Source organism: Kitasatospora sp. NPDC056181, assembly GCF_042266225.1.
GTDB lineage: Bacteria > Actinomycetota > Actinomycetes > Streptomycetales > Streptomycetaceae > Kitasatospora.
Map to the genome: position 1 here is coordinate 16986 of NZ_JBHJUK010000059.1, position 26164 is coordinate 43149.

Sequence of the window (26164 nt, forward strand, 5' to 3'; positions counted from 1 at the left end):
CGCCGTCCGGCCGTGATCATGTCGCCATGCTGATCAGGGAAGCCACCACCGAGGACTGGCCGGCCATCTGGCCGTTCTTCCGCTCCATCGTCTCCGCCGGGGAGACCTTCACCTTCCCGCTCGACCTGGGCTTCGACGAGGGCCGTGGCTGGTGGCTGCTCCCCGAGCCCAACCGCACGGTGGTCGCGGTGGACGAGGAGACCGGAGCGGTCCTCGGCAGCGCCAAGATGAACCGCAACCACCAGGGCAACGGCTCGCACATCGCCAGCGCCAGCTACATGGTCGACCCGGCCCACTCCGGCCGCGGCGTCGGCCGGGCCCTCGCGGAGTACACCATCGACTGGGCGCGCCGGGCCGGCTACCGGGCGATGCAGTTCAACGCCGTGGTCGCCTCCAACGAGCACGCGGTGAAGCTCTACGAGTCGCTGGGCTTCACCGTCATCGGCACCCTCCCCGAGGGCTTCCGCCACCCGACCGAGGGCTACGTCGGCCTGCAGATCATGCACCGGGCACTCTGAACTCCCCTGCCGCTACTCCTCGATGGCGCCGCCGATCCGCCGCAGGTGCTGCCGGAAGCCGTACGACGGGTCGGCGGCCCGGCGCGCCAGGTAGTCGTCGAAGGCGGTCTGCCGTCGCAGTGTTTCGCCCGAGCGGATCCGCTCCGCCTGGGCGCGCTCGGTCCGCGCGATCCCGGCGGCCGTCTCCACCACCTCGTCCACCCGCGCGGCCGGGACGAACAGCACGCCGTCGGCGTCGCCGAACACCACGTCCTCCGAGCCCACCAGGTGCGGCCCGAACCGTGCCGTGACCAGCGCCTCCGGCTCCCGCGCGTCCAGCCGCACCGGGCCGAGCGGCAGGCTGCCGTAGCTGAACACCGGCAGCCCGATCTCCACCAGCTCCGAGGTGTCCCGGTGCAGGCCCCACACCACCAGCCCGGCCACCCCGGCGGCCCGCGCCTCCAGCACCGCGAGGTCCCCGACGCAGGCCTCGTCCGTCCGGCCACCGTTGTCGATCACCAGCACGTCCCCCTGCCCGGCCGCGCCGTACGCCTCCAGGAAGACGTCCACGCTGCCGTAGTGCCGCGCCGGCAGCACCCGCCCGGCGATCCGGCTCCCCGGCACCACCGCCCCGACGCCCGCCGGCGCCGCCCGCAACCCCACTCCGAGCCGCACGCACGCATCCGCCACCAACGGCGTCGACAGTTCCGCGAAGGTCTTCAGCATCCCAATTCCTCTCACAGGAAGCCCGGTTCACCAGCCCAACGATGCCAGGGCGACCGACGCTCTCACCCCGTCGGGTGAAAAAGAGGCGTGCCCGGCATAGCGGCCGCGAACCCGCTACTCGCGTGACTCGCACCTGAAGGAGGGGCATCATGAGTGCCGCGGCGCATGAGCAACCGATCACGGACCCACCCTCGCAGGAGGACATCCTGCTGGAGGGCTTCCTGGGCGTGCACTCCCCCGAGGGCTTCCGGACCGAGCTCATCGAGGGAGAGATCATCGTGGCACTTCCGTCGGACGGCGATCACGAGGACTACATCAGCCACCTGGTCAAGCAGGTGGTCCGATACTCCGCAACCGACATGAGTATCTCCGGAGGAAAGGGTCTCCGTCTGGTGAGCGGTGGGCTCTGCCCGAAGAACCACGTCATCCCGGACGCCACCTTCGCCCCCGAGGAGCTCCGCCTCTTCCGCGGCGCCCCCTCCTGGATGGAGCCGGACGGCGTGGCCATGGTCGCCGAGGTGACCTCCGGCAAGCCCGACCAGGACCGGATCGCCAAGCGCCACTGCTACGCGCGTGCCGCGATCCCCCTCTACCTGCTCGTCGACCGCGAGAAGTCGCAGGTCAGCATCTTCAGCAGGCCCCTGCGCGACGAGTACACCGAAGTGCATCTCGCCGCCTTCGGCGAGACGCTGGCCCTCCCCGCGCCCTTCGAGTTCGAGCTGGACACCAAGCCCTTCCTGTAGGCCGGCAGGCCGGAACGGACGAACGGCCCGCACCCCCCTTCCACAAGGGGTGCGGGCCGTTCGCGGTTCTGCGGACCTCAGCCGCGCGTCGCCATGGCGCGCAGGAAGAAGGTCAGGTTGGCCGGGCGCTCGGCGAGGCGGCGCATGAAGTAGCCGTACCACTCCTGGCCGTAGGGCAGGTACACGCGCATGGTGTTGCCCTCGCCGGCGAGGCGCAGCTGCTCCTCGGGACGGATGCCGTAGAGCATCTGGTACTCGAAGGAGTCGCGCTTGCGGCCGTTCCACTGGGCGAGCTGGCCGGCGATCTTGATCATGTTGGGGTCGTGCGAGGCGATCATCGGGTAACCCTCGCCGGCCATCAGCACCTTGAGGGCGCGGACGTACGCGAGGTCGACTTCGTGCTTGCCCTGGAAGGCGACCGACTCGGGCTCCTTGTAGGCGCCCTTGCAGAGGCGCACGCGGGAGCCGGCGCCGGCGAACTCGCGGCAGTCGGCCTCGGTGCGGCGCAGGTAGGCCTGGAGGACGACACCCAGCCAGGGGAAGTCGGCCCGCAGCTCGCGCGCGATGGCGAGGGTGGAGTCGGTGGTGGTGTGGTCCTCCATGTCGAGGGTCACCGTGGTGCCGGCGTCGGCGGCGGCCTCGCAGATCCGGCGGGCGTTCTCCAGGGCGATCTTCTCGCCGTCCACGGGCAGGAACTGGCCCACGGCGGACAGCTTCACCGAGACCTCGGCGCCGGCGGCGAGGCCGGTGTCCTTGAGGGCGGCGAGCAGGTGCTCGTACGCCTCGGCGGTCCCGGCGGCCTGGGCGGCGTCCTGGGTGTCCTCGCCGAGGTGGTCCAGGGTGACCTTGCGGCCGGTGGCGACCAGGTCGTCGCACGCGGTGACGGCGTCGTCGAGCTGCTCGCCGGCGACGAAGCGCTCGACTATGGCGTGGGTCGGCGGGAACTTCTCGACCACGGTGCGGACCTGCGGGGAGCGGGAGGCCGCGAGGAGGGCGGAACGGAGCATCGTGACTCCTGGAGCTGGTGCTTCTAAGGGTGGCAGAAAGCGGGCGGCGGACCGGGGGTGGGGTCCGCCGCCCGGGTGCGCCCGGCTGCGGGACCGGGCGCGGGAAGGGGCACTCAGCCCATGTGCGGGTAGCGGTAGTCCGTCGGCGGGACGAAGGTCTCCTTGACCGAACGGGTCGAGGTCCAGCGCGCCAGGTTCTGCTTGGCGCCGGCCTTGTCGTTGGTCCCGGAGGCCCGGCCGCCGCCGAAGGGCTGCTGGCCGACGACCGCGCCGGTCGGCTTGTCGTTGATGTAGAAGTTGCCGGCCGCGTTGCGCAGCTTGAGCATCGCGTGCTGGACGGCCTCGCGGTCCTGGGCGATGATCGCGCCGGTCAGGCCGTAGGCGGACACCGACTCCATCTGCGCCAGCATCTCGTCGTACTTCTCGTCCTCGTAGACGTACACGGCGAGGATCGGGCCGAAGTACTCGTCCTTGAAGTACTCGCTCGCCGGGTCCTGGCAGACCAGCACGGTCGGGCGGACGAAGTAGCCCACCGAGTCGTCGTACGTGCCGCCGGCCAGCACCTCGACCTGCGGGTCGGCCTGGGCCCGGTCGATGGCGGCCTTGTTCTTGGCGAAGGAGCGCTCGTCGATGACGGCCGACATGAAGTTCGACAGGTCGCTGACGTCGCCCATGGTGAGGCCCTCGACCTCGTCGCGGAACGCGTCCTTGAGGCCGGCCCAGAGCGAGGCCGGGACGTAGGCGCGCGACAGGGCGGAACACTTCTGGCCCTGGAACTCGAAGGCGCCGCGGGTCATCGCGGTCTTCAGCACGGCCGGGTCGGCGGAGGGGTGGGCGACCAGGAAGTCCTTGCCGCCGGTCTCGCCGACGATCCGCGGGTAGGTGCGGTAGCCGGCGATGTTGTTGCCGACCTCGCGCCACAGGTGCTGGAAGGTGGCGGTGGAGCCGGTGAAGTGGATGCCGGCCAGCGACGGGTGCTTCAGCGCGACGGCGGAGACGTCCAGGCCGTCACCGGTGACCATGTTGATGACGCCCTTGGGCAGCCCGGCCTCCTCCAGCAGCTGCATCAGCAGGTGCGCGGAGAACTGCTGGGTCGGGGACGGCTTCCAGAGCACCACGTTGCCCATCAGCGCCGGCGCGGTCGGCAGGTTGCCGGCGATGGCGGTGAAGTTGAACGGGGTGATCGCGTAGACGAAGCCCTCCAGCGGGCGGTGGTCGCTGCGGTTCCACACGCCGTCCGAGGAGATCGGCTGCTCGGCCATGATCTGGCGGGCGAAGTGCACGTTGAAGCGCAGGAAGTCGACCAGCTCGCAGGGGGTGTCGATCTCGGCCTGCTGGGCGGTCTTGGACTGGCCGAGCATGGTGGCGGCGGCCAGGGTCTCGCGCCAGGGGCCGGCCAGCAGGTCGGCGGCCTTGAGGAAGATCGCGGCCCGCGAGTCGAAGGAGAGCGCCTGCCAGGCCGGGGCGGCGGCCAGGGCAGCGTCGATGGCGTCCTGCGCGTCGGCCTGGGTGGCGTTGCGCAGCGTACCGAGCCTCGCCGCGTGGTTGTGCGGCTGGACGACGTGGATCTCGGTGCCGCCGCCGAGGCGGCGCTCACCGTTGATCGTCATGGTCAGCTGGACCGGCTCCTGGCCGCCCAGCTCCTTCAGCTTGGCCTCCAGGCGGGCCCGTTCCGGGCTGCCGGGGGCGTAGCTGTGGACCGGCTCGTTCACCGGCGCGGGGACCTGGGTCACAGCATCCATGAGCGCACGCTCTCCTTCGGTTCATGGGGGATGCCGACGTGGGTCGCACGTCGGCCACAACCCGAACGCTATTCCTGCACCGGGCCCCACTTGATTGGCCTGGCGGCTAAAGTCCCCCGTACGGCGTTGTCCGCCCCGACGAAGAGGGTCACGCCGCGGTCACGGCCCGCCCCTGACGGCCCGTCGTGCCGGGGGCCACCGGGAGCACCCGACGGTCCCAGTCGATCCGGTACCCGTGCACCGGCCGCAGCGTCTTCTCGGGGCTCATGAAGGTCCGCATCGCGATCGGCGCGATCACCTTGAACAGCATCCGCCCGACCGGCCCGGAGGACTTCTGGCTGTTGGTGCGCGCCGCGTCGGCGGCGATCTTCCTGACCCGGGGCCGGCGCATCGCCTCGTACGCGGCGAAGGCGGCGGTGTGGTCGGGCAGGTCGCGCAGGCAGCGGGCGAGTTCGACGGCGCTCTCGACGGCCAGCGAGACGCCCTGGCCCGAACTGTTGGACGGCGCGTGCACCGAGTCGCCGACGAGGACCATCCGGCCGCGGTACCAGTGCGGCACGGACGGCATGATCTCCAACCGCGGGAAGACCTCCAGGGTGGCGGCGTCGGCGACCCGCAGCACCTCCCGGGCGGGCAGGTCGTCGGCGTGCAGGTCGCGGCAGCGGCGCAGCCACTCCTCCTGGCCGACGGCGCGGACCTGCTCCAGGCCGAGCGGCTCGGGCTGCGGGATGTTGCTGAACCAGGCCGTGCCGCTGCCGTCCGCGAGGCCCCAGTAGCCGAAGAAGGCCCGGGCGCCGTTGGCGAAGTGCACGGACTCGCCGCGCCCGGCCCGGCCGGGCAGCCGGTAGGGGCTGTAGCCGCCGATGCCGAGCAGACCGGTGTACTCGGCGGCGGGTGCGGCCGGGTCGATCAGGGTGCGGACGGTGGAGCCGGTGCCGTCGGCGCCGATCAGCAGGTCGCCGGTGGCACTGCTGCCGTCGGCGAAGCGGGCGGTGATCCCGTCGGAGCCCTCCTCCGCGCCGACCAGCCGCTTGCCGTACCGGACCTCGATGCCGCTCTCGCGCAGCCGCTGCTGCAGCACCTCGTACAGCTCGGCGCGGCGCATCAGCCGGCCGCGCGGGAGGTCGGCGAGGCCGCTGAACTCGGCGAGGACGCGGCCCTTGCCGTCCTCGATGACCATCGGTCCGACCGGCTGCCCGATCCGGCCGACCTCCGCCTCCAGTCCGACGGTCGCCAGCGCGCCGAGCCCGTTGGGGGCGATCATGAAGGTGCCGCCGATCCCCTCGGCGGAGGTCCGGTACGCCTCGAAGACCTCCGCCTCGATGCCGGCCCTGCGCAGCGCCAGCGCCGTCACCGGTCCGGCGATGCCGCCGCCGACGACCAGGGCCTTCCTGGTGGTGCGGGTGGTGCCGGTGTTGCCCTCAGTACTGGTGGCGCTCATTCCAGGCTCCTCAGGAACTCGTGCAGGGTCCGGGTGAAGTCCGGATCCCCGAGCTGGGCGATGAGGCGTTCGGTGTAGCTCCGCTCGGCCTGCAGCAGCGCGAGGGCGTACTCGTCCTCGATGACGAACATCGGGTGGACGTCCATCCCGGCGGCCTTGTGCAGCTGGGCGCGCTCGGCGTCGATCCGCGCGTCCAGCGCTTCGAGCCGGCGCCCGAGCAGCTCGGCCGCCTCGGCGGGCGGGACCACCACGAGCAGGCACAGGGCCACGCCGAAGGACGGGTACTCCTCCTGCGGTTCGGCGATCCACTCGCGCATCCAGTCGTCGAGCTCCGCCTTCCCCTCGGGCGTGAGGGCGTAGACGGTGCGCTCCGGCCGCTGGGTGTCGCGGACGGTCTCCTGCTCGGCGACGAACCCGGCCTTCCGCAGCTGCTCCACGACCATGTACAGCGAGCTGCGGTTGTACTTGATGTTGCGGTCCTTGCCGTGTTCCTGGAGCCGGCGCCCCATCTCGTACGGGTGCATCGGCTCGGCCGTGAGTTCGGCCAGGACCGCGAGGGCCAGCGGGTTCGACACCTTGCGTCGCTTCGCCATGAGAACGTTCCTCATCACTTGGTCAGTACTGACTATCCATTCTCGGATAGTCAGGGTCAACTATTCAGGATCGACGAACTTCAACTCTGTCCGCCCGGCTAAAATCGACCAGACGCCGTTGTCCGAACGGATGAAGGAGGTCCAGAGTGACCACGCCCGGCCTCCCGCCCACCTCCGGGCTCCCGCTCCGTCAGCTGCTGATGTCCCTCGGCGAGCCGCTGGTCGAACTCCAGGCCGCCCCCCACGGGTTGGACGTCCCGGTCCGCGACGTCGCGATCCTCGACCCCGAGGACCCGCCCGCCGCCGCCCCCGGCGAACTCGTCCTCGCCATCGGTGCCCGCGGCCGGGCCGCACTCCCGGCACTGCGCGCGGCCGGCCGGGCCGGTGCGGCCGCCGTCGCGGTGAAGCTGGACGCGCCCGGCCAGGCCGACGCCCTGCGCGAGGCGGCCACCGAGGCGGGCGTCGCCCTGCTCTCCGTCCGCCGCGAGACCCGCTGGGAACATCTCGACTCGCTGGCCCGCGCGGTCATCGCCGGACCGGACGCCCCGGACGCGCCCGGCGCCCCCGAGCACAACGCGGGCGACCTCTTCTCCCTCGCCCAGACCGTCGCCGTGCTCACCAACGGCATCGTCTCGGTCGAGGACACCTCCAGCCGGGTGCTGGCCTACTCCCGCTCCTCCGACTCCGACGAGGTCGACGACCTCCGGCGGCTCTCCATCCTCGGCTGGCAGGGCCCCGAGCCGTACCTGTCCAAGCTCCGCGAGTGGGGCATCTTCCAGCACCTGCGCACCTCGGACGCCCCGATCGCGGTCGAGCCGCACCCCGAACTCGGCCTGCGCCGGCGCCTGGCCATCGGCATCCGGGCCGGCGCGCAGCCGCTCGGCACCATCTGGGTCCAGGAGGGGGCCCAGCCGCTGGCCCCGCTCGCCGAACAGGCCCTGGTCGGCGCGGCCCGGGTGGCGGCGGCCCAGCTGGTGCGCCGGCGCCGGGAGCTCTCGGCGGACGTCCGGCTGACCCAGACCCTGCTCACCGGCCTGCTGGAGGGCTCGACCGGCCCCCAGTCGCTCGCCACCCACCTCGGCCTGGACCTGCGCCGCCCGGCCACCGTCCTGGCGTACAGCGCGCGGACCACCGAGGCACTCACCCGCGCCGAGGTGACCGGCCTGATCTCGGTGCACACCGCCGCCCGGCACCGCGCCGCCCTGCTCGCCCCGATCGAGTCGCGGGTGTACGTGCTGCTGCCGGAACTGCCGGCCGGCCTGCCGATGACGACGGTCCGCGACTGGGCGCAGGAGGTGGTCGAGGCGGCCCGGGACCACCTGGGCGTCCCGCTGCGGGCGGCCATCGGCTCGACGGTGGACGGCCTGGCCCAGGTGCCCGACTCCCGGGCGCAGGCGGACCGGATCCTGGACGCGATGGGCCGCGGCGGGGTGGACCTGGAGGTCGCCGCGCTGATCGACGTCCAGGCGGAGGTGCTGGTCAGCGAGATGCTGGCGCTGCTCCAGGAGCGGAGCGGCCTGCGCGACCCGCGGCTGACCGCGCTGGCGGCGTACGACCGCCGCCACGGCACCCGGCTCGCCGAGTCGGTGCTGGCCTGGCTGGACGCGCTCGGCGAGGTCCGGGTCGCGGCGGACGCCCTGCACATCCACCCCAACACCCTGCGCTACCGGGTCCGCCGGGCCGAGCAGTTGACCGGCATCGACCTGGCCCAGCCGCAGCAGCGGCTGCTGGCCATGCTCCAGCTCCGGCTGCCCGCGGACGGCTGAGACCCGCCGGGGCCCGCCGGTACCCGCTGAGACCCGCCGGGACCCGCGAACGGCTGAACCCCACGGACAGCCGAAACCACGGACAACCGGAAAGGGGCCCGCCGGAGCGGGCCCCTCACCGTCAGGCCGTCAGGCTCACTGACCGTAGCCCTGGCCGCGCTTGTGCTCGTTCAGCCGGTGCCACGGGCCGGTGATGGCCAGCTGGATGCCCGGGGTCTGGATGTTGGCGAACAGCGTCTTGCCGTCGTCCGAGAAGGTGACGCCGGTGAACTCGCTGAACTCCGGCTTCTCGGCGCTGCCGATGTTCAGCTCGTTGCGGGCGATCGGGTAGGTCAGCCCGTCCTCGGTGGCGCCGAACAGGTGCGAGACGCCCTCGCCGTCCTCGGCGATCACGATGCCGCCGTACGGCGAGACGGTGATGTTGTCCGGGCCGTCGAAGTTGTCGTGGTCGCCCCAGACGTCGGTGTTGACGCCGAGCAGCACCTTCAGGGTGATGGTGCGCCGGACCGGGTTGAAGAACCAGACCTGGCCGTCGTGCTGGAGCGGGCTCTCCGAGCGGGCGAAGCTGGAGACGAAGTAGAAGCCGCCGTCACCCCACCACATGCCCTCCAGCTTGCGGGCGCGGGTGACCTCGCCGTCCTTGAACTGCTTGCGGATGGAGACCGTCTGCGCGTCGCGGTCCTGGACCTTGACCCAGTCCACGCCGTAGGTGGTGCCGACCTTGGTGGCGCGCGAGAGGTCGTCGACCAGCTTGCCCTGCGCGTCGAAGACCTTGAAGGCCTCCAGCACGCCGGCGTCGGCGGCGAGCCCCCGCAGCTGGTAGCGGCCGTGCTTGAAGCCGGCCGGCGGGGTCCAGCGGAAGAGCAGGCCGTTGGGGTTCGAGGCGTCCTCGGTCAGGTAGACGTGGCCGCGCTTCGGGTCCACCACGACGGCCTCGTGCGCGAACCGGCCGAAGGCCTTCACCGGCTGGGGGTTCTGGTTGTACTCGTCGTCGAACGGGTCGACCTCGAAGATGTAGCCGTGGTCCTTGGTGAAGCCGTTCTTGCCGGCCTTGTCCTCGGTCTCCTCGCCGGACAGCCAGGTGCCCCACGGGCTCACGCCACCGGCGCAGTTGGTGGCGGTGCCGGCGATGCCGACCCACTGCTCGACCTTGCCGTTGGCCTTAGCGTGCACGATGGTGCAGCCGCCGGCCGCGCCCGGGTCGTAGACGTGGCCCTCGATCAGCGGCACCGGGTGCGGCCAGTTGGCGCGGGCGCCGCCGAGCTCGTGGTTGACGACCAGCAGGTTGCCGCCGCGCTCGTCCTCGAAGGCCGAGGTGCCGTCGTGGTTGCTCGGGGTGAACTCGCCGGTGCGCAGCTTGGTGACGCCGGCCCGGTTCACCACCGTGTACTTGAAGCCCTTGGGCAGCGAGAGCAGGTTCTCCGGGTCCTTGACCAGCGGGCCGTAGCCGACGGCGGCACGCTCGGCGTCGGCGGTCGCGGCGTCCTTCACCTCGCCGCCGACGGGGGCGGCGATCGCACCCGGGGCGCTGGCCAGGGCCTCGGCGCTGCCGGCGATCAGGACGCCGGCCCCGACGAGGGTGGAACGGTTGACGAAGTCCCGGCGGGACAGCGACATGGAGTCACTCCTGAGAGGTGGGCCGCCGACCGGGCGGGCCCGGTACGTGGCGTGCGAGGTGTCGAGGCTGGTCGCCGACGCCCAGCAGACTCCGCCGGTACGGTGAACGCACGGTGAATCCGATGCCTCGTCAGCGTGGTCTTTTGCCGACCGTATTCGAACCCATGACCCGCTCTTTGCCGTGAGCACCACAGGTCACGGCCCCACCGGGCCGCGCCGACGCCGTCACCGCCGTGCGCGTGCCGCCCGCCACTGCTCCCAGGCCGAGAGCCAGAGCTGCTCCCCGAGCCGCTGTTCCTCCCCACAGTCGCCCTCGCCGCCCTGCCTGTTGCGCCACACCCGCTCCCAGGCCCGCTGCGCCGGCAGGCTGGCCACCTCGCTGGCGAACACCGTGTAGCGGATCACCTCCTCGACGGCGGCCTCCCCCTCCGGCGTGCCGACCACCCACTGGGTCTGCAGGGAGAGCCGGTTGAGCTGGTTGACCATCGCCGTCACCGCCGCCACCGCCTCCTCCCGGGTCTCCGAGGCGAGCCGCATCTGCTGGCGCACCGCGGCCTCCCTGCGCAGCGCGCCGGCCTCGCCGCGCAGCCCGCGGGGCAGCCGGGGCGTCCGCCCGGCCCGTACCTGCCCCTCGATCGCGGCGGACTCGGCGATGCCGTGCGCGATCACCGCCCGGTGCGCCTCCAGCCCGGCCGCCGGGGCGAGTTCACGCTCCTCGACGGGGACGTACCGGCCGCGCCGGGAGGCGAGCGAGCGCAGCAGCGCGGTCCGGCCGCGCAGGTAGCGCTCGACGTCCGCGACCGGGGCCAGCTCGACGCCGCCGGGCGCCACCCCGCGCCCGCAGACGGTCACGGCCATCCCGTCCACCCACAGCCGCACGGCCCAGACCGGCCCGGCACCGGGCCTGGGGCAGACGCCGGGGAGGGCGGCCTCTGGGCGGTCCCAGAGCTCGCGCCTGTCCTCGTACACCTCGACCGCCTGCGGCTCGCCGTCGACGGTGATCCACTCGCGCAGCGCCCGGACCCGTCCGGGGCAGTCGCCCTCGTCCACGCCGAGCTGCTCGTAGACGCGGTCGCGCTCGTCCTCGACCACGTCCTCCAGCTCGGGCAGGGCACCGGGCCGGTCGGCGCCGGGCCGGTGGGTGCGCACGGTGACGTACGGGCCGTCGGCGGAGGTCCAGTCGCCGGAGCGGACCTCGACCCAGGAGAGCAGGCCGTCCGAGGTCTCGAAGGCGGCCAGTGCGTCGCCCTCCGGGCCCACCCCGGTGGCGACCCCGTACACCGGGAAGTCGGCCGCGGCGAGGGTGCGGCGGGCGAAGTCCTCCTGGTCGGCGAAACGGTCCTCGCGCGCCCGCGCCTCCACCCGCCCGGGCCCGTCCCCCCGGAGACCGTCCTGCCTGCCACCGCTCTCCCGCGTCATCCCGCGCCGCACCCCCGAATCCTCACCGCTCCCGCGCGTCTGCCGGACACGATACGTGGCCCGACCTGCCGGGTCATCAGCTCCTTTGCCCCGCCGGGCGGACGGGTACCCGTGACACCGTGTCAGGAACGCGGTTTGTCAGTCCCGCTTCCTAGGCTGTCGGGCATGACAGCTTCCAAGGACTTCCCGGCCCGCATCAGCATCGTGACGCTCGGGGTGGCCGACCTCGACGCCAGCGCCCGCTTCTACGAGGCGCTGGGGTGGCGGCGCTCGTCGGCCTCCAGCCCGGAGATCGTCTGGTTCCGGACCGCCGACTCGGTGCTCGGGCTCTTCCCGCACGACGAGCTGGCCGCCGACGCCGGCGTGCCCCCCACCGGCGAGCCCTCGTTCCGGGGCGTCACCCTGGCGGTGAACCTGGAGTCCCCCGAGCTGGTGGACGCCGCCCTGAAGACGGCCGTCGCGGCGGGGGCGACGGTGGTCAAGCCCCCGACCGCGACCAGCTGGGGCGGCTACTCCGGCTACTTCGAGGACTTGGACGGCCACCTCTGGGAGCTGGCGCACAACCCGTTCTTCCCCTTCACCGAGGACGGCTCGCTGGACCTTCCGTAGACCCCCGCCGCGCGGGCCCCTTACGTCCTCGACCTCACTTCTTCGACCGCGCCTTGAAGGCCGCCTTGCGGGCCTCCTTGGCCACCGTCCGGTCCAGGTGCAGCTCGCCGACCACCTCCAGCACGTCCGCCGTGTACGGGTGGTCGACCCGCCAGAGCTCGCCGAAGTAGCTCGCCGGGTTGTCGGTCACCGGCAGCTCGGCGATCAGCTCGCGCAGCAGTTCGGCGTCGCCCCCGGTGTCGAGCAGCTGGGCCGCGAAGGTGTCGACGACCGTCCAGAGCGCCATCCCGCGCTCCGGCGCGGGCACGTCGGCGGCCCCGAGGCCGGCCAGCCAGGCCCGCGCGCCCCCGCCCAGCTCCGGGTCGTCCAGCACCTCCCGGACGGCCGGCTCGGCGGGCGCGCCCAGCATGGCCAGCGCCAGCTGGCAGAGCATCCGGCGCATCGGCGCGTACGCGTCGTTGCCGCGCGCCGCGGCGAGCAGCTCGCGTGCCGCCTCCTCCGGCTCCCGGCCGGTGATCCAGACCCGCAGCTCCTCGTCGGGCAGCACGTTGGCCGACTCGCAGACCGCGCGCAGCAGCTCGGCGGCGTCGCCCTGGGCCAGCTCGCCGACCAGCGGCGCGTCGTAGCCGTCCTCCAGCAGCCACTGCCGGATGCCGTACTGGCCGAGCGGGGTCAGCCGGACGAGGCCGAAGCGGGCCGACTCCTCCTCGTCCAGCGGCTCCTCGCCGACGGCCGGGCCGGCGGGCTGCGCGCCCTCCTCGCCCTCCTCCTCGTCGAACAGCTCCGGGTCGATCGGGCGGTAGTCCAGCACGCCCAGCTCGGCGAGGTCGCCCAGCATCGGGTCCAGCGTGACCATCACGTCGGTGATGTCGCCGAGCAGCTCCTCGCTCGGCTCCTCCCCCTCGGGGACGACCAGCAGGGCGGCCAGCACCCCGAGCGGCACGGTCTCGGTACCGGGCTCGGCGAAGGCGGTGGTCTCGTACAGCACCTGGAGCGCCTCATCGAGCAGCTCGGCGGCCTCGTCCCTGGCCTCCTCGACCTGCGCCAGGCGCGCCTCGTCCTCTTCGTCCTCGTCGGCCGCCTCCGCCCCGGCGGCGCCCTCCCCGCCCTCCTCCGGCATCGAGTCCGCCTCCACCGCCAGCTCCCGGACGATCCCGGCGGCGGTCAGCCAGAGCTCCAGGACGGTCTCCGCGTCCCCCTGCTCGGCCGGTTCGAGGTCCGGCCCGGGGACGGCCACGTGCTCGCCGGCCTCGGTGGTGCCGATCTCGACCAGGTCCAGGTCGCAGGCCAGCGACCAGGCGCGCATCGCCTCGACCACGGCCTCCTCCGGCGCGTCCCCCTCCTCGGGGGCCAGGCCCAGCAGCCGGGCGGCGGGCGCCCGGTCCGGCCCGGTGAGGTCGCCGAACTCGTCCACCGCCCGGTGCGGCGCGGCCCAGCGGGCCAGCTTCAGCGCGTACCCGAACATCGGGACGGCCTTCGCCTGCGCGGCCAGCTCCGCCTCGGCGGGCAGCTTCACCGGCGGCACCAGGACGGCCGCGTCGTCGAGGTCCTCGTCGTCCAGCCCGTGCGCGGCGAACGCCCCGTAGAGGTCCTGCAGCTCCAGGTCGGCCGGCAGCACCGCACCGGCCGCCCCCTCCTCGCCCGGCGCAGCCGCCGACGAGGCCCCAGCGTTCTTCCGACGTCGTCCGGCCATCGTTGCGCGTTCTCCCTACAGCCAGCGGTCAGCCGATCAGCTCCGCGTACATGTCTACTTCCTCAGCGTATAGGTCCGGCACCCCCGACGCCCGGCCTCCCGGGGCGCGCGCCGCAGGCGTGCGCCCACCCCTTATCCTTCGAAACGGTGCCGTGCACACCCCGCGCGGGCCACCGGGCAACGAAGCCCTCCCCCTGAACAAGCTCACCCGCTCCACCAGAGGTACCCGTACCAGGCCACCACCCCGGGCCATGTCGGCCCGAGGTGGTGCCCTGGCCACAGGAGACCCCTGATATGGCGGACCTCTCCCCTGCCGGCTCCGGCCTGCGCACCGCGCAGTTCGACGGACGCCGACTGTCGGAGGCCCTGCTTCCCCTGGAGCTCGCGCCGCGTGCCCAGCTCCAGCTCGCCGCGATCAGCCGCTGGAACGCGTTGCGCGGTGTCCGCGTCGGCCTCGTCGCCGCCGGCCTTCTCTTCATGCTGATCGGCGCCAACCTGGCGACCCCGATCTACCCGCTGCTCCAGCAGCGGCTGGCGCTCACCCCGCTCGACACCACGATCCTCTTCACGATCTACGTGTTCGCGCTGGTCCCGGTGCTCGCCGCGGTCGGCCACTGGTCGGACCACCTCGGCCGGCGCGCCCTGATCCTGCCCGCCGTGGCCCTGGCCGCCGCCGGGGACGCCGTGTTCGCCACCGCGGGCAGCTTCTGGCAGCTCGCCGCGGGCCGTGCCGTCCAGGGCGTCGCGGTGGGCCTGTCCACCGGTGCCGCCGGCGCCGCGCTCGGTGACCTGCTGCCGGAGCGCCCCACCCTGGCCGCCAAGCTGACCCTCGCCTGCTCGGCCGGTGGCGTCGCGCTCGGCCCGGTGGTCGGCGCCCTGCTGGCCGGCGGCTCCGATCCGCTGCTGACCCCGTTCCTGCTGCACGCCGTCGCCCTGCTCGCGCTCTGCGTGCCGCTCGCCGTGGTCCACCCCCGGATGCCCGGCCGCAACCGCCCGCCGGCCTCCCCGCCGCGCATCACCACCCCGGCCCACCTGCGCCCGCAGCGGCTCGCCCTGCCGGCCACCGGCCGCCGCGAGTTCCTGCTGGCCTCCGGCGCCGGCTTCGTCTCGTACGCGGTCTTCGGCGTCTACCTCAGCCTGGCCCCGGCGTTCTCCGCCAAGCTGCTGCACAGCGACTCCCGGCTGACCGGCGCCGTGGTCGCCGCCCTGCTGCTCGGCTCCTCGGCCGTCGCCCAGCTGCTCGTCCCGCCGACCGCCGACCGCGTGGTGATCGCCCTGGGCCTGACCGGCCTGGCCGCCGGCCTCGGCCTGGTCGTCACCGCCCAGTACACCGGCACCCCGGCCCTGCTGTTCATCGGCAGCGTCCTCGGCGGCGCGTGCCAGGGCGTCGCCTTCCGCTCGCTGTTCACCTCCGCCGTGGCGGCGATGAACCCGGAACGCCGGGGCTCCGAGCTCAGCTCGCTCTGGGTCATCGTCTACCTCGGCTCGTCGCTGCCGATCGTTGGCGTCGGCGCGCTCGTCCAGGCCTACGGACTGCTCCCCGCCGTCAGCGGCTTCGCCGCCGTGGCCGCACTCGTCTGCGTGGCCCTGGCGGCCGCCGTGGCCAAGCGCCCGAAGCGGGCCTGACCTCCTGACAGCAAGAAGCCGCCGCCCGGTACGGATCCCGTACCGGGCGGCGGCGTTTCGTGCGGGCCTACAGGGCCCAGGGCTTCCAGCCGTCCGTACGGATCTCGAAACCGAAAGGCGCCGGCAGCTCCAGCGGCTCACCGAACTTCCATTCGCCGAGGACCTCGTAGCTCCCCTCACCGCGGTCCGGCTCGCCGAACAGCGTGACGCCGGGGTTCCGCGGATCACGGTCCACGAGCAGGTAGTACGGCACACCGGTGCGCGCGTACCCGCTCCACTTGGTGGGCTTGAGCCGCCGGCCGAGCACGGGACGACGGTCGTTGTGCGCGTTGGAGGAGGAGGTCACCTCGACAACGAGCCCCAGGTCTCCCGGATAGACGTGCAGTGTCTCCTCGGCGCGTCCTCGGGCATCGGTGTCCCTGTGCACGATCACCATGTCCGGGATGTAGCCGTCCCCGATCTCCACAAGGTCGAGGTTGACGGTCTGGACACCCCGCCAGGCGAACTCCGCATCTGCGATCTTCGCTCGCAGGACCGCCTCCTGGATGTCCGAGAGGATGCCCCCGTGGGCGTATACCGGTGCTGGTGACACGACGAACTCCCCTCCGACCACCTCGACCCGCGTGCCGTCGTCGGGGATCCGCAGGTACTCGTCGAGCTCGCCCCGGACCCACATGGCGTACGCCGAGTCGGGCAGCGTCCAATGCCCGACAGCTTCCACAGCCATCACGTCGCTCCCTCCGTGGTCGCGGCAGCAGTCTCGCCGCCCACCGGCAGATATACCACTGCCGCGCGAATCATTCCCCCGAAGGGGAGACTCGCGCGGCAGCGGGTTGACGGGCGGCAGGCCTCAGACGTTGAAGCCGAGGGCGCGGAGCTGGTCGCGGCCGTCGTCGGTGATCTTGTCGGGGCCCCACGGCGGCATCCAGACCCAGTTGATGCGCAGGTCCTGGACGAGGCCGTCGGTGGCCGTCTTGGCCTGGTCCTCGATGACGTCGGTCAGCGGGCAGGCCGCCGAGGTGAGCGTCATGTCGATGGTGGCCACGTCGGACTCGTCGATGTGGATCCCGTAGATCAGGCCCAGGTTGACGACGTCGATGCCCAGCTCGGGGTCGACGACGTCCATCAGGGCCTCGGTCAGGTCCTCGACGGAGACGGTGCCGGCGGTGGTGCCGACGATGACGGTCGGGCCGCCCTCCGCGGAAGGGGCGGGCGTCTCGGTGGTGTCGCTCATGGTTCGGTCCTCCTCTTCTGCGTCAGTCGGTGGGGGCGTCGGTGACCGCGGGCTGCCCGGCGAGCGCCTTCGCGGTGGCGTCCTTCCAGGCCATCCAGCTCAGCAGCGCGCACTTGACCCGGGCCGGGTACTTGGAGACGCCGGCGAACGCGACCGCGTCCTCCAGCACCTCCTCGTCGCCCTCGCCCTGGCCCTTGCTCTGCATGAGCTCCAGGAAGGCCTCCTGGACGGCCTGCGCCTCGCCGACGGTCTTGCCGACCACCAGGTCGTTCAGCACCGAGGCGCTGGCCTGGCTGATGGAACAGCCCTGCGACTCGTACGAGACGTCGGCGACCTTGGCGCCGTCGAGCCTCACCCGCAGGGTGATCTCGTCCCCGCAGGTGGGGTTGACGTGGTGCACCTCGGCGTCGCCGTCCCGCAGACCCTTGCCGTGCGGGTTGCGGTAGTGGTCCAGGATGATGTCCTGGTACATCGAGTCGAGCTTCATGTGGTGGGCCGTCCTGTCAGCCGAAGAAGTTCCGGACGTGGTGCAGGCCGTCGATCAGGGCGTCGACCTCGCCCGGCGTCGAGTACAGGTAGAACGACGCCCGCGTGGTCGCCGGAATTCCGTACCGCAGGCAGACCGGCCGCGCGCAGTGGTGGCCGACGCGCACGGCGATGCCCTGCTCGTCCAGCACCTGGCCCACGTCGTGCGGGTGGATGTCGCCGAGCGTGAACGAGATGGCCGCACCGCGGTCCACGGCCGTGCGCGGGCCGATGATCCGCAGGTCCGGGACCTCCAGCAGCCGCTCGACCGCGTACGCGGTGATGGCGTGCTCGTGGGCGGCGATCTTCTCCATGCCGATGCCCGACAGGTAGTCGATGGCCGCGCCCAGCCCGACCGCCTGGGCGATCGGCGGGGTGCCCGCCTCGAACTTGTGCGGCGCCGGGGCGTAGGTGGACGAGCCCATGGTGACGGTCTCGATCATCTCGCCGCCGCCGAGGAACGGCGGGAGGTCCTCCAGCAGCTCCTGGCGGCCCCAGAGCACGCCGATGCCGGTCGGGGCCAGCATCTTGTGGCCGGTGAAGGCGACGAAGTCGGCCTCCAGCGCCTGCACGTCGAGCAGCATGTGCGGCGCGGCCTGCGAGGCGTCGATCACCACGAGGGCGCCGACGTCCTGGGCCTTGCGCACGATGGTCTCGACCGGGTTGACGGTGCCGAGCAGGTTGGAGACCAGGGTGAACGAGACCACCTTGGTCTTCTCGGTGATCAGCTCGTCGATGTTGGACAGGTCGAGCCGGCCCTCGTCGGTCAGCCCGAACCACTTCAGCTTCGCGCCGGTGCGCTGCGAGAGCAGCTGCCACGGGACGATGTTGGAGTGGTGCTCCATCTCCGTGATGACGATCTCGGACTCGGCGTCCACCCGGTACGGCTCGTCCGCCCAGGTCAGCATGTTGGCGACCAGGTTGAGCGACTCCGAGGCGTTCTTGGTGAAGACCACCTCGTTGCGGCTCGGCGCGTTGATGAACGCCGCGACCTTGTCACGGGCGCCCTCGTACAGCGCCGTGGCCTCCTCGGCGAGCACGTGCACGCCGCGGTGGACGTTGGCGTTGTGCCGCTCGTAGTAGGCGTTCAGCGCCTCCAGGACCTGGCGCGGCTTCTGCGAGGTCGCCGCGTTGTCCAGGTAGACCAGCGGCTTGTCGTCGTGCAGCAGGCGCTGGAGGACCGGGAAGTCCTTGCGGATCGCGTCGGTGTCGAGCAGGCCCTGCAGGACCGCCGACTCGTGCGTATGGGTCACTCGGAAGCGCCGCCCTTCACGTAGGACTCGTAGCCCTCGTTCTCCAGCTTGTCGGCCAGCTCGGCACCGCCGGACTCGACGATGCGGCCGCCCGCGAAGACGTGGACGTGGTCGGGCTTGATGTACCGCAGGATGCGGGTGTAGTGCGTCACCAGCAGGGTGCCGACCTCGCCGGTCGAGCGGACCCGGTTGATGCCCTCGGAGACGATCCGCAGCGCGTCGACGTCCAGGCCGGAGTCGGTCTCGTCGAGGATCGCGATCTTCGGCTTGAGCAGCTCCAGCTGGAGGATCTCGTGGCGCTTCTTCTCACCGCCGGAGAAGCCCTCGTTGACGTTGCGCTCGGCGAAGGCCGGGTCCATCTGCAGGGCGGCCATCGCCTCCTTGACCTCCTTGACCCACAGCCGCAGCTTGGGGGCCTCGCCGCGGACGGCGGTGGCGGCGGTGCGCAGGAAGTTGGAGACCGAGACACCGGGGACCTCGACCGGGTACTGCATGGCCAGGAAGACGCCGGCCCGGGCGCGCTCGTCGACGGACATCTCCAGGACGTCCTCGCCGTCCAGCAGCACGGAGCCGCCGGTGACGGTGTACTTGGGGTGGCCGGCCAGCGAGTAGGCCAGGGTGGACTTGCCGGAGCCGTTCGGACCCATGATCGCGTGGGTCTCGCCCTGCTTCACGGTCAGGTCGACGCCCTTCAGGATCTCCCGGGGGCCGGTCTCCGCCTCGACGGAGACGTGCAGGTCGCGGATTTCAAGGGTTGCCATGTGTACTCAGGACTCCTGGTTGACGGAGACGAGCACATCGTCCCCTTCGATCTTTACGGGGTAGACAGCGACCGGCTTGGTGGCGGGCAGGCCGGAGGGCTTGCCGGTGCGCAGGTCGAAGCTGGAGCCGTGCAGCCAGCACTCGATCATGCAGTCCTCGACCTCGCCCTCGGAGAGCGAGACGTTCGCGTGCGAGCAGGTGTCGTTGATCGCGAACACCCCCTCGTCGGTGCGGACGACGGAGACCGGAACGCCGTTGAGGTCGACGCGCCTGGGCACGTCCTCGGCCAGCTCGCTGAGCGCGCAGGCGCGGAGAAAGCTCATCGGACTCAGACCGCCGCTTCCAGCTCGGCCTCGATCTTCTCCATCAGCTGGTCCTGGATCTCGGCGACGCCGATCTGCTGGACCAGCTCGGCGAAGAAGCCGCGCACCACCAGGCGGCGGGCCTCGTCGGCCGGGATGCCGCGGGCCTGGAGGTAGAAGAGCTGCTCGTCGTCGAAGCGGCCGGTCGCGGAGGCGTGGCCGGCACCGACGATCTCGCCGGTCTCGATCTCCAGGTTCGGGATCGAGTCGACCCGGGCGCCGTCGGTGAGCACCAGGTTGCGGTTGTGCTCGTAGGTGTCGGTGCCCTCGGCGGCCGCGCGGATCAGCACGTCGCCGACCCAGACGGCGTGCGCGTCCTGGCCCTGCAGCGCGCCCTTGTAGACCACGTTGGAGCGGCAGTGCGGGGTGTCGTGGTCGATGACCAGACGGTGCTCCAGGTGCTGGCCGGCGTCCGCGAAGTAGAGGCCGAACAGCTCGGCCTCGCCGCCGGGCGCGGCGTAGGAGACCCGCGGGTGGATGCGGACCACGTCGCCGCCGAAGGTGACGACCACGGACTTCAGCGAGGCGTCCCGGCCGACCAGGGCGGTCTGCTGGGCGGCGTGCACCGCGTCGCGCTCCCAGTCCTGGACGGAGACGAAGGTGAGCTTGGCGCCGTCGCCGACCAGCAGCTCGACGTTGGCGGCGCGGGTGCCGCTGCCGGTGTGGTTGATCACCACGACGGCCTCGGCGAACGGCTTGACGTCGACCACCACGTGGGCGAAGCGGGTGCCGCCCTCGCCGTGCACGTCGATCTTGACCGGCTCGGTGAGCACCGTCTCCTTGGGGACGGTGACCACGAGCGCCTCCTCGAAGGCGCTGAACGCCTGGGCGGCGACCCGGTCGACCGGCTTGCCGGCCTTGCCCAGGCGGGCGTCGTCGCGGCCGACGGTCTCGGCGGTGACGCCGTCCGGCAGGCTCAGCTCGACCTTGTCCTCGCCCTTGGCGGCCTCGGCGGCGCTGCCGTCGTGCAGGCCGTTCAGGCGGTGGAGCGGGGTGAACCGCCAGTCCTCCTCGCGGCCGGTCGGCACCGGGAAGTCGTCGACCTCGTAGGAGGGCTTGACCGCGACGCGGGCGTCGATCGGCTGCTGGACGGTGGCGCGGCCGGTGCCGGGGCCGGCGAGCTGCGCGCCCGCCCCGGCGGTACCGACCTCGATCGAACCGGCGGTCGTGGAACCGGCGGTGTTCACTGCGACATTCGAAGGCGTGTCAGCCATGGCTGTTCGTGGTGCTCTCTTCCTCAACGTGCGGACGGACTGCGTACGGCTGCGGCGTCAGCCGACGGAGCCCTCCATCTGCAGCTCGATCAGCCGGTTCAGCTCCAGCGCGTACTCCATCGGCAGCTCGCGCGCGATCGGCTCGACGAATCCGCGGACGATCATCGCCATCGCCTCGAACTCGGTCATGCCCCGGCTCATCAGGTAGAAGAGCTGGTCCTCGCTGACCTTGGAGACGGTCGCCTCGTGGCCCATGGACACGTCGTCCTCGCGGACGTCCACGTACGGGTAGGTGTCCGAGCGGGAGATCGTGTCGACGAGCAGCGCGTCGCAGAGCACGTTGGACTTGGCACCCTTGGAGCCCTCGCCGATCTCGATCAGACCGCGGTAGGAGGTGCGGCCGCCGCCCCGCGCCACCGACTTGGAGACGATGTTGGAGGAGGTGTTCGGCGCCATGTGGACCATCTTGGCGCCGGCGTCCTGGTGCTGGCCCTCACCGGCGAAGGCGATCGACAGGGTCTCGCCCTTGGCGTGCTCGCCCATCAGGTAGACGGCCGGGTACTTCATGGTGACCTTGGAGCCGATGTTGCCGTCGATCCACTCCATGGTCGCGCCCTCGTACGCCACGGCGCGCTTGGTGACCAGGTTGTAGACGTTGTTCGACCAGTTCTGGATGGTCGTGTAGCGGCAGCGGCCGCCCTTCTTGACGATGATCTCCACGACCGCGGAGTGCAGCGAGTCGGAGGAGTAGATCGGCGCGGTGCAGCCCTCGACGTAGTGGACGTAGGCGTCCTCGTCGACGATGATCAGCGTCCGCTCGAACTGGCCCATGTTCTCGGTGTTGATCCGGAAGTAGGCCTGGAGCGGGATGTCGACGTGCACGCCCTTCGGCACGTAGATGAAGGAGCCGCCGGACCAGACCGCCGTGTTCAGCGCGGCGAACTTGTTGTCGCCGGCCGGGATGACGGTGCCGAAGTACTCCTTGAAGATCTCCGGGTGCTCCTTGAGGGCGGTGTCGGTGTCCAGGAAGATGACACCCTGCTCCTCCAGGTCCTCGCGGATCTGGTGGTAGACGACCTCGGACTCGTACTGCGCGGCGACACCGGCGACGAGGCGCTGCTTCTCCGCCTCCGGGATGCCGAGCTTGTCGTACGTCGCCTTGATGTCCGCGGGCAGGTCCTCCCAGGACTCGGCCTGCTTCTCGGTCGAGCGGACGAAGTACTTGATGTTGTCGAAGTCGATGCCGGAGAGGTCCGAGCCCCAGGTCGGCATGGGCTTCTTGCCGAACAGCTTGAGGCCCTTGAGCCGCAGGTTCAGCATCCACTCGGACTCGCTCTTCTTCGCCGAGATGTCGCGGACGACGTCCTCGCTGAGCCCGCGCTTGGCAACCGCACCGGCGGTGTCCGGGTCGGCCCAGCCGTACTCGTAGGTGCCCAGGCCTTCGAGCTCCGGGTGCGAAACGGTGTCAGTCATGCGAGCTTCCTAACGCGCGGACGCTGAGTCTTCGATGGACGTACCGGCAGTCGGCACTGCACCGGTACCCGGTCCTGCGGCACGCAGGGCGGGCGACGATGCGGCACCGGATGCCGGCACATAGGTGGTGCAGACCCCGTCGCCGTGGGCGATGGTGGCCAGCCGTTGCACATGGGTGCCCAGCAGTTGGGAGAAGACCTCGGTCTCCGCCTCGCAGAGCTGCGGGAACTGCTCGGCGATGTGCGCGACCGGGCAGTGGTGCTGGCAGAGCTGGGCGCCCGCCGGGGCTTTCGCCGCGGCCGACGGCACACGCCGCACGGTGGCAGCGTACCCGTCCGCGCTCAGCGCCTGGGCGAGCGCCTCGGTGCGCTCCCCGGCCGCGGCCTGGCGCAGCGCGGCGAGGTAGCGCTCGCCCTGCTTCCCGAACCGGGCCCGGGCGAAGGCGGCGACCGCCTCCTCGCCCGCCTTGCCGCCGCCCACCGAGTCGGAGATCCAGCGCAGCGCGTCGGCCGCGAGCTGGTCGTACGCCTGGTAGAAGGCGTCCCGTCCGGCGTCGGTGAGGGCGAAGACCTTGGCGGGACGGCCCCGGCCGCGGCTGCCGTACACCCGCTGTTCGCGGGCGTCGACCAGACCGGCGGCGGCGAGTCCGTCCAGGTGACGGCGGACGGCCGCGGTGGTCAGACCGAGCCGGCTCGCCAGGTCGGCGGCGGAGGAGGGGCCGTGGTCGAGGATCGAACGGGCGACCCTGTCCCGGGTCGCCCGGTGGCCCTCCAGCAGCACCTCGGCCGCCGTCGCGGGCACGGCACAGCCGGGGGCCGACTCGGCCTCCTGCTGCGTGGAGTGCTCGCGCATGTTTTTCACAACACCAGTGTTGCGTAATTACTTCCGACGGGACAAGCCGTGATCCAGGCCTCACTGGTGTCATCTGTCACGCAGGTAAGGCTTACCTGACCTGGGTGAACGATCATCCGGCCCGGCTTCGGCCCGCGGCGTTCACGCCTCTTACACTCGCCGGTATGCATTCCGAACCCGCGGTCCAGATCACCGGGCTGGTCAAGCGCTACGGCGAGAAGACCGCGGTGGACGGTCTCGACCTCACCCTCGCACGCGGCGCGATCACCGCCGTGCTCGGCCCCAACGGCGCCGGCAAGACCACCACCATCGAGACCTGCGAGGGCTACCGCCGCCCCGACGCCGGCACCGTCCGCGTCCTCGGCCTCGACCCGGTCACCCAGGGCGACCGGCTGCGCCCCCGGATCGGCGTGATGCTCCAGTCCGGCGGTGTGTACGCGGGCGCGCGCGCCGTCGAGATGCTCCGGCACACCGCGAAGCTGCACGCCCACCCGCTCGACGTCGACGCCCTCGTCGAGCGGCTCGGCCTCGGCTCCTGCGGCCGCACCACCTACCGCCGGCTCTCCGGCGGCCAGCAGCAGCGCCTCGCCCTGGCCATGGCCGTGGTCGGCCGCCCGGAGCTGGTCTTCCTGGACGAGCCCACCGCCGGCCTCGACCCGCAGGCCCGCCGCGCCACCTGGGACCTCGTCCGCGACCTGCGCCGGGACGGCGTCACCGTGGTCGTCACGACCCACCACATGGACGAGGCCGAACAGCTCGCCGACCGGGTCGCGATCGTCGACCGCGGCCGCGTGATCGCCGAGGGCACCCCGGAGGAGCTCTGCCGCGGCGGCGCCGAGTCCTCACTGCGCTTCGACGGGCCGCCCGGGCTGGACCTCGGCCCGCTGCTCAAGGAACTGCCTGAGGGCGCCACCGCCACCGAGGCCACCCCCGGCAGCTACCGCATCGAGGCGCCCGTCGACCCGCAGCTGCTGGCCACCGTCACCGGCTGGTGCGCGGCCTCCGGCATCCTCCCCGAGCGGCTCGCCGTGCAGCGCCGCAGCCTCGAAGACGTCTTCCTCGACCTGACCGGACGGGACCTGCGCTCGTGACCTCCGTGGACTACTCCCCCGACTACTCCCCCAAGCCGGGTGCGGCCCCCGTCGGCCGGATGCTGCTCGCCCAGACGGCCTTCGAGACGAGGATGCTGCTGCGCAACGGCGAACAGCTGCTGCTCACCGTGGTCATCCCGACGGTGCTGCTGGTGCTCTTCTCCGCCGTCGACATCGTCGCGGTGGACGGCCCCGGCAAGCGGGTCGACTTCCTGGCCCCCGGCCTGCTCGCGCTGGCCGTGATGTCCACCGCCTTCACCGGACAGGCCATCGCCACCGGCTTCGAGCGGCGGTACGGCGTGCTGAAGCGGCTGGGCGCCAGCCCGCTGCCGCGCTGGGCGCTGCTCACGGCGAAGACGGGCTGCGTGCTGGTGACGGAGGCGCTGCAGGTGGCGCTGCTGAGCGTGATCGCCCTGGCGCTCGGCTGGTCCCCGCAGGGGAACGTCCTGGCAGTGCTGGCCCTCCTCGTCCTCGGCACCGCCGCCTTCTCCGGCCTCGGCCTGCTGATGGCCGGCACGCTCAAGGCGGAGGCCACGCTGGCCGCCGCGAACCTGGTCTTCATCCTGCTGCTGCTGGCGGGGGGTGTCATCGTGCCGCTGTCGAAGTTCCCCGCCGCCGTCCAGTCGGTGCTGGAGCTGCTGCCGATCGCGGCACTGTCCGACGGTCTGCGCTCGGTGCTCCAGACGGGCGCCGGCGTGCCCTGGGCGGACCTCGGCATCCTGGGCGGCTGGGCGGTACTCGGACTGGCGGCCGCGGCCCGGTTCTTCCGCTGGGAGTAGCGACCCGGTTCCTCCGCTGGGAGTAGCAGCCCGGTTCTTCCGCTGGGAGTAGCAGCCCCCGATCGCCGCGAGGCCCCCGTCCTGATGGGCGGGGGCCTTCGCGTTGGCTGATCAGGTGGGTATGCGGTGCCGGCCGCGGGCGGGCGGGTCAGGGTTGGTTCGGTGGCGGATCTCGGGGCCGTAGTGGCCGGCCTGGCGGGCGATCCAGGCGTACTCGTGGGTGCCGTCGGGGAGTCTGCGCAGCTCCCAGCGGCCGTGGCGGGTGATCGGGGGCGGGGGTTCGTGCTGCTCGTCGTTGACCTTGAGGGCGGTGACGACGCCGAGGACGACGGTGGCGAGGGCGAGGGCGAGGAGGGCGGCGAACGCCGCGCCGACCAGGAAGTTGACGGTGCCCGTCCTCATCGGCGGATGCCGATCACACGGTGGCCGAGGTGGGCGGCGAGGCCCTGGAGGAGCTCGTGGGCCTGGTCGCGGGTGAGGGGGAGGGCGAGGTATTCGCCGGGGGCGGCGTTGATGTCGAGGTCGACGGCGGCACGGAGCTGGACGGTCGCGTCGGGAACGTTCTCGACGGCGAGGTAGTGGACAGTGGTGCGCTCGGTGTGGACGGCCCGGGTGGCCATCGGGGTCACGACGCCCACGCGGCACGGTCCAGCTCGAACCAGACGAGCTTGCCCTTGCCGTGCCGGCGCGGGTCGGCGCCGAAGCGGTGGGTGAGCGAGCGGACGAGGTGCAGGCCCCGGCCGGACAGCTCGTACGGGTCGGCGGAGACGCGGGGCTCGGGCAGGTCCGGGTTGTCGTCCGCCACGGAGACGCGGAGGGTGCGGTCCGCGAGGAGGACGACGACCACGGTCGGCGCGGGGCTGCCTCCGTGCCGCCAGGCGTTGACGAACAGCTCATGGAGGGCGAGTTCGGCGTCGGAGATGAGGTCGTCCGGCCAGCCCGCGGCGGACGTCGCGCTGCGCAACGCCTCACGGGCGGCGGACCAGTCGGGCGGGTTGAGGGCACACATGGGGAACCTCCGAGAGAGGTGGTGTGGTGGATTCGGGGTTGACCGGCGGAATCGTCGCCGTGAGCCAGGCCAGGACGTGGCTGGGAATGCCACGCGTGGCTGCTCTGCGGTGCGCGGGCAGCAGGCGCCTA

The 26164-nt window shown here is 72.0% G+C and carries 27 protein-coding genes; 7 read left to right on the top strand and 20 right to left on the bottom strand.

Annotated features, from left to right (window positions below; genetic code table 11):
• Positions 1-26 precede the first annotated feature (26 nt).
• Entirely contained in the window at positions 27-518 is a 492-nt protein-coding gene (locus tag ACFC1F_RS22385; protein WP_376160624.1) for a GNAT family N-acetyltransferase, read from the top strand.
• A gap of 12 nt (positions 519-530) precedes the next feature.
• Here ACFC1F_RS22385 and ACFC1F_RS22390 read toward each other — a convergent pair whose 3' ends face one another.
• Positions 531-1223, bottom strand: coding sequence for an RraA family protein (locus ACFC1F_RS22390; RefSeq protein ID WP_376160626.1), 693 nt, complete (start codon positions 1221-1223; stop codon positions 531-533).
• A 149-nt stretch (positions 1224-1372) separates the two neighbouring features.
• Between ACFC1F_RS22390 and ACFC1F_RS22395 the strand changes: the two genes are divergently transcribed.
• Complete coding sequence (locus ACFC1F_RS22395; protein WP_376160628.1) at positions 1373-1966, top strand: Uma2 family endonuclease; 594 nt, start codon at positions 1373-1375, stop codon at positions 1964-1966.
• A gap of 77 nt (positions 1967-2043) precedes the next feature.
• On the opposite strand, the gene ACFC1F_RS22400 is transcribed toward ACFC1F_RS22395, so the two are convergent.
• From ACFC1F_RS22400 to ACFC1F_RS22415, 4 genes are all read right to left on the bottom strand, one after another.
• On the bottom strand, positions 2044-2973 hold the full coding sequence (locus tag ACFC1F_RS22400) for a proline dehydrogenase family protein (protein WP_376160629.1): 930 nt from the start codon (positions 2971-2973) through the stop codon (positions 2044-2046).
• A 113-nt stretch (positions 2974-3086) separates the two neighbouring features.
• Complete coding sequence (pruA, locus tag ACFC1F_RS22405; protein WP_209411724.1) at positions 3087-4715, bottom strand: L-glutamate gamma-semialdehyde dehydrogenase; 1629 nt, start codon at positions 4713-4715, stop codon at positions 3087-3089.
• Positions 4716-4863: 148 nt separating this feature from the next.
• Positions 4864-6156, bottom strand: coding sequence for an FAD-dependent oxidoreductase (locus tag ACFC1F_RS22410; protein WP_376160631.1), 1293 nt, complete (start codon positions 6154-6156; stop codon positions 4864-4866).
• Positions 6153-6749 carry a PadR family transcriptional regulator gene (locus tag ACFC1F_RS22415; RefSeq protein WP_376160633.1) on the bottom strand — a complete coding sequence of 199 codons (597 nt, stop codon included), beginning with the start codon at positions 6747-6749 and terminating at the stop codon, positions 6153-6155. The genes ACFC1F_RS22410 and ACFC1F_RS22415 overlap by 4 nt, the downstream gene beginning before the upstream one ends.
• Positions 6750-6895: 146 nt before the next feature.
• On the opposite strand from ACFC1F_RS22415, the gene ACFC1F_RS22420 reads away from it, so the two are divergent.
• Entirely contained in the window at positions 6896-8515 is a 1620-nt protein-coding gene (locus tag ACFC1F_RS22420; RefSeq protein ID WP_376160635.1) for a PucR family transcriptional regulator, read from the top strand.
• Between the two features lie 135 nt (positions 8516-8650).
• Here the strand turns inward: ACFC1F_RS22420 and ACFC1F_RS22425 are convergent, their stop codons facing one another.
• Both ACFC1F_RS22425 and ACFC1F_RS22430 read right to left on the bottom strand, forming a co-directional pair.
• Positions 8651-10132 carry an alkaline phosphatase PhoX gene (locus tag ACFC1F_RS22425; RefSeq protein ID WP_209411721.1) on the bottom strand — a complete coding sequence of 494 codons (1482 nt, stop codon included), beginning with the start codon at positions 10130-10132 and terminating at the stop codon, positions 8651-8653.
• A 225-nt stretch (positions 10133-10357) separates the two neighbouring features.
• On the bottom strand, positions 10358-11551 hold the full coding sequence (locus ACFC1F_RS22430) for a hypothetical protein (protein WP_376160637.1): 1194 nt from the start codon (positions 11549-11551) through the stop codon (positions 10358-10360).
• Positions 11552-11716: 165 nt separating this feature from the next.
• On the opposite strand from ACFC1F_RS22430, the gene ACFC1F_RS22435 reads away from it, so the two are divergent.
• A complete protein-coding gene (locus ACFC1F_RS22435; RefSeq protein WP_209411719.1) occupies positions 11717-12160 on the top strand; it encodes a VOC family protein in 444 nt (147 codons plus the stop codon).
• Between the two features lie 34 nt (positions 12161-12194).
• On the opposite strand, the gene ACFC1F_RS22440 is transcribed toward ACFC1F_RS22435, so the two are convergent.
• Positions 12195-13853, bottom strand: a complete 1659-nt coding sequence (locus tag ACFC1F_RS22440) for a hypothetical protein (RefSeq protein ID WP_209411718.1) — start codon at positions 13851-13853, stop codon at positions 12195-12197.
• Positions 13854-14147: 294 nt separating this feature from the next.
• Between ACFC1F_RS22440 and ACFC1F_RS22445 the strand changes: the two genes are divergently transcribed.
• Complete coding sequence (locus tag ACFC1F_RS22445) at positions 14148-15479, top strand: MFS transporter (RefSeq protein WP_376160639.1); 1332 nt, start codon at positions 14148-14150, stop codon at positions 15477-15479.
• Positions 15480-15546: 67 nt separating this feature from the next.
• On the opposite strand, the gene ACFC1F_RS22450 is transcribed toward ACFC1F_RS22445, so the two are convergent.
• From ACFC1F_RS22450 to ACFC1F_RS22490, 9 genes are all read right to left on the bottom strand, one after another.
• On the bottom strand, positions 15547-16206 hold the full coding sequence (locus ACFC1F_RS22450; RefSeq protein WP_376160641.1) for a Uma2 family endonuclease: 660 nt from the start codon (positions 16204-16206) through the stop codon (positions 15547-15549).
• A 123-nt stretch (positions 16207-16329) separates the two neighbouring features.
• Positions 16330-16713, bottom strand: coding sequence for a metal-sulfur cluster assembly factor (locus ACFC1F_RS22455; protein WP_148642511.1), 384 nt, complete (start codon positions 16711-16713; stop codon positions 16330-16332).
• A gap of 22 nt (positions 16714-16735) precedes the next feature.
• The gene (gene sufU, locus ACFC1F_RS22460; RefSeq protein ID WP_209411715.1) at positions 16736-17200 is read right to left on the bottom strand and encodes a Fe-S cluster assembly sulfur transfer protein SufU; all 465 of its coding nucleotides are present in this window, start codon (positions 17198-17200) and stop codon (positions 16736-16738) included.
• Between the two features lie 16 nt (positions 17201-17216).
• Entirely contained in the window at positions 17217-18464 is a 1248-nt protein-coding gene (locus tag ACFC1F_RS22465) for a cysteine desulfurase (protein WP_209411868.1), read from the bottom strand.
• Between the two features lie 23 nt (positions 18465-18487).
• Positions 18488-19252 (bottom strand): Fe-S cluster assembly ATPase SufC, encoded by a 765-nt coding sequence (gene sufC / locus ACFC1F_RS22470; RefSeq protein WP_209411714.1) that lies wholly within the window; start codon positions 19250-19252, stop codon positions 18488-18490.
• Between the two features lie 6 nt (positions 19253-19258).
• A complete protein-coding gene (locus tag ACFC1F_RS22475; RefSeq protein WP_209411713.1) occupies positions 19259-19576 on the bottom strand; it encodes a bifunctional 3-phenylpropionate/cinnamic acid dioxygenase ferredoxin subunit in 318 nt (105 codons plus the stop codon).
• Positions 19577-19581: 5 nt separating this feature from the next.
• A complete protein-coding gene (gene sufD, locus ACFC1F_RS22480) occupies positions 19582-20829 on the bottom strand; it encodes a Fe-S cluster assembly protein SufD (RefSeq protein WP_376160644.1) in 1248 nt (415 codons plus the stop codon).
• Between the two features lie 57 nt (positions 20830-20886).
• Positions 20887-22302 carry a Fe-S cluster assembly protein SufB gene (gene sufB, locus ACFC1F_RS22485; RefSeq protein ID WP_376160646.1) on the bottom strand — a complete coding sequence of 472 codons (1416 nt, stop codon included), beginning with the start codon at positions 22300-22302 and terminating at the stop codon, positions 20887-20889.
• 9 nt (positions 22303-22311) lie between these two features.
• Positions 22312-23154: a helix-turn-helix transcriptional regulator gene (locus tag ACFC1F_RS22490; protein ID WP_376160664.1), complete on the bottom strand. Its 843-nt coding sequence runs from the start codon at positions 23152-23154 to the stop codon at positions 22312-22314.
• 164 nt (positions 23155-23318) lie between these two features.
• Here ACFC1F_RS22490 and ACFC1F_RS22495 point away from each other — a divergent pair, with 164 nt between their 5' ends.
• Both ACFC1F_RS22495 and ACFC1F_RS22500 read left to right on the top strand, forming a co-directional pair.
• Positions 23319-24245 carry an ABC transporter ATP-binding protein gene (locus ACFC1F_RS22495; RefSeq protein ID WP_376160648.1) on the top strand — a complete coding sequence of 309 codons (927 nt, stop codon included), beginning with the start codon at positions 23319-23321 and terminating at the stop codon, positions 24243-24245.
• A gap of 59 nt (positions 24246-24304) precedes the next feature.
• A complete protein-coding gene (locus ACFC1F_RS22500; RefSeq protein ID WP_376160666.1) occupies positions 24305-25024 on the top strand; it encodes an ABC transporter permease in 720 nt (239 codons plus the stop codon).
• A 111-nt stretch (positions 25025-25135) separates the two neighbouring features.
• Here the strand turns inward: ACFC1F_RS22500 and ACFC1F_RS22505 are convergent, their stop codons facing one another.
• Genes ACFC1F_RS22505 through ACFC1F_RS22515 form a run of 3 tightly spaced genes read right to left on the bottom strand, consistent with a single transcriptional unit; the run spans position 25136 to position 26033 of the window.
• Entirely contained in the window at positions 25136-25426 is a 291-nt protein-coding gene (locus ACFC1F_RS22505; protein WP_209411708.1) for a hypothetical protein, read from the bottom strand.
• A complete protein-coding gene (locus tag ACFC1F_RS22510; protein ID WP_209411707.1) occupies positions 25423-25662 on the bottom strand; it encodes a hypothetical protein in 240 nt (79 codons plus the stop codon). The genes ACFC1F_RS22505 and ACFC1F_RS22510 overlap by 4 nt, the downstream gene beginning before the upstream one ends.
• A complete protein-coding gene (locus tag ACFC1F_RS22515) occupies positions 25650-26033 on the bottom strand; it encodes an ATP-binding protein (protein ID WP_376160650.1) in 384 nt (127 codons plus the stop codon). Before ACFC1F_RS22515 ends, ACFC1F_RS22510 begins: the two co-directional genes overlap by 13 nt.
• Positions 26034-26164 lie beyond the last annotated feature (131 nt).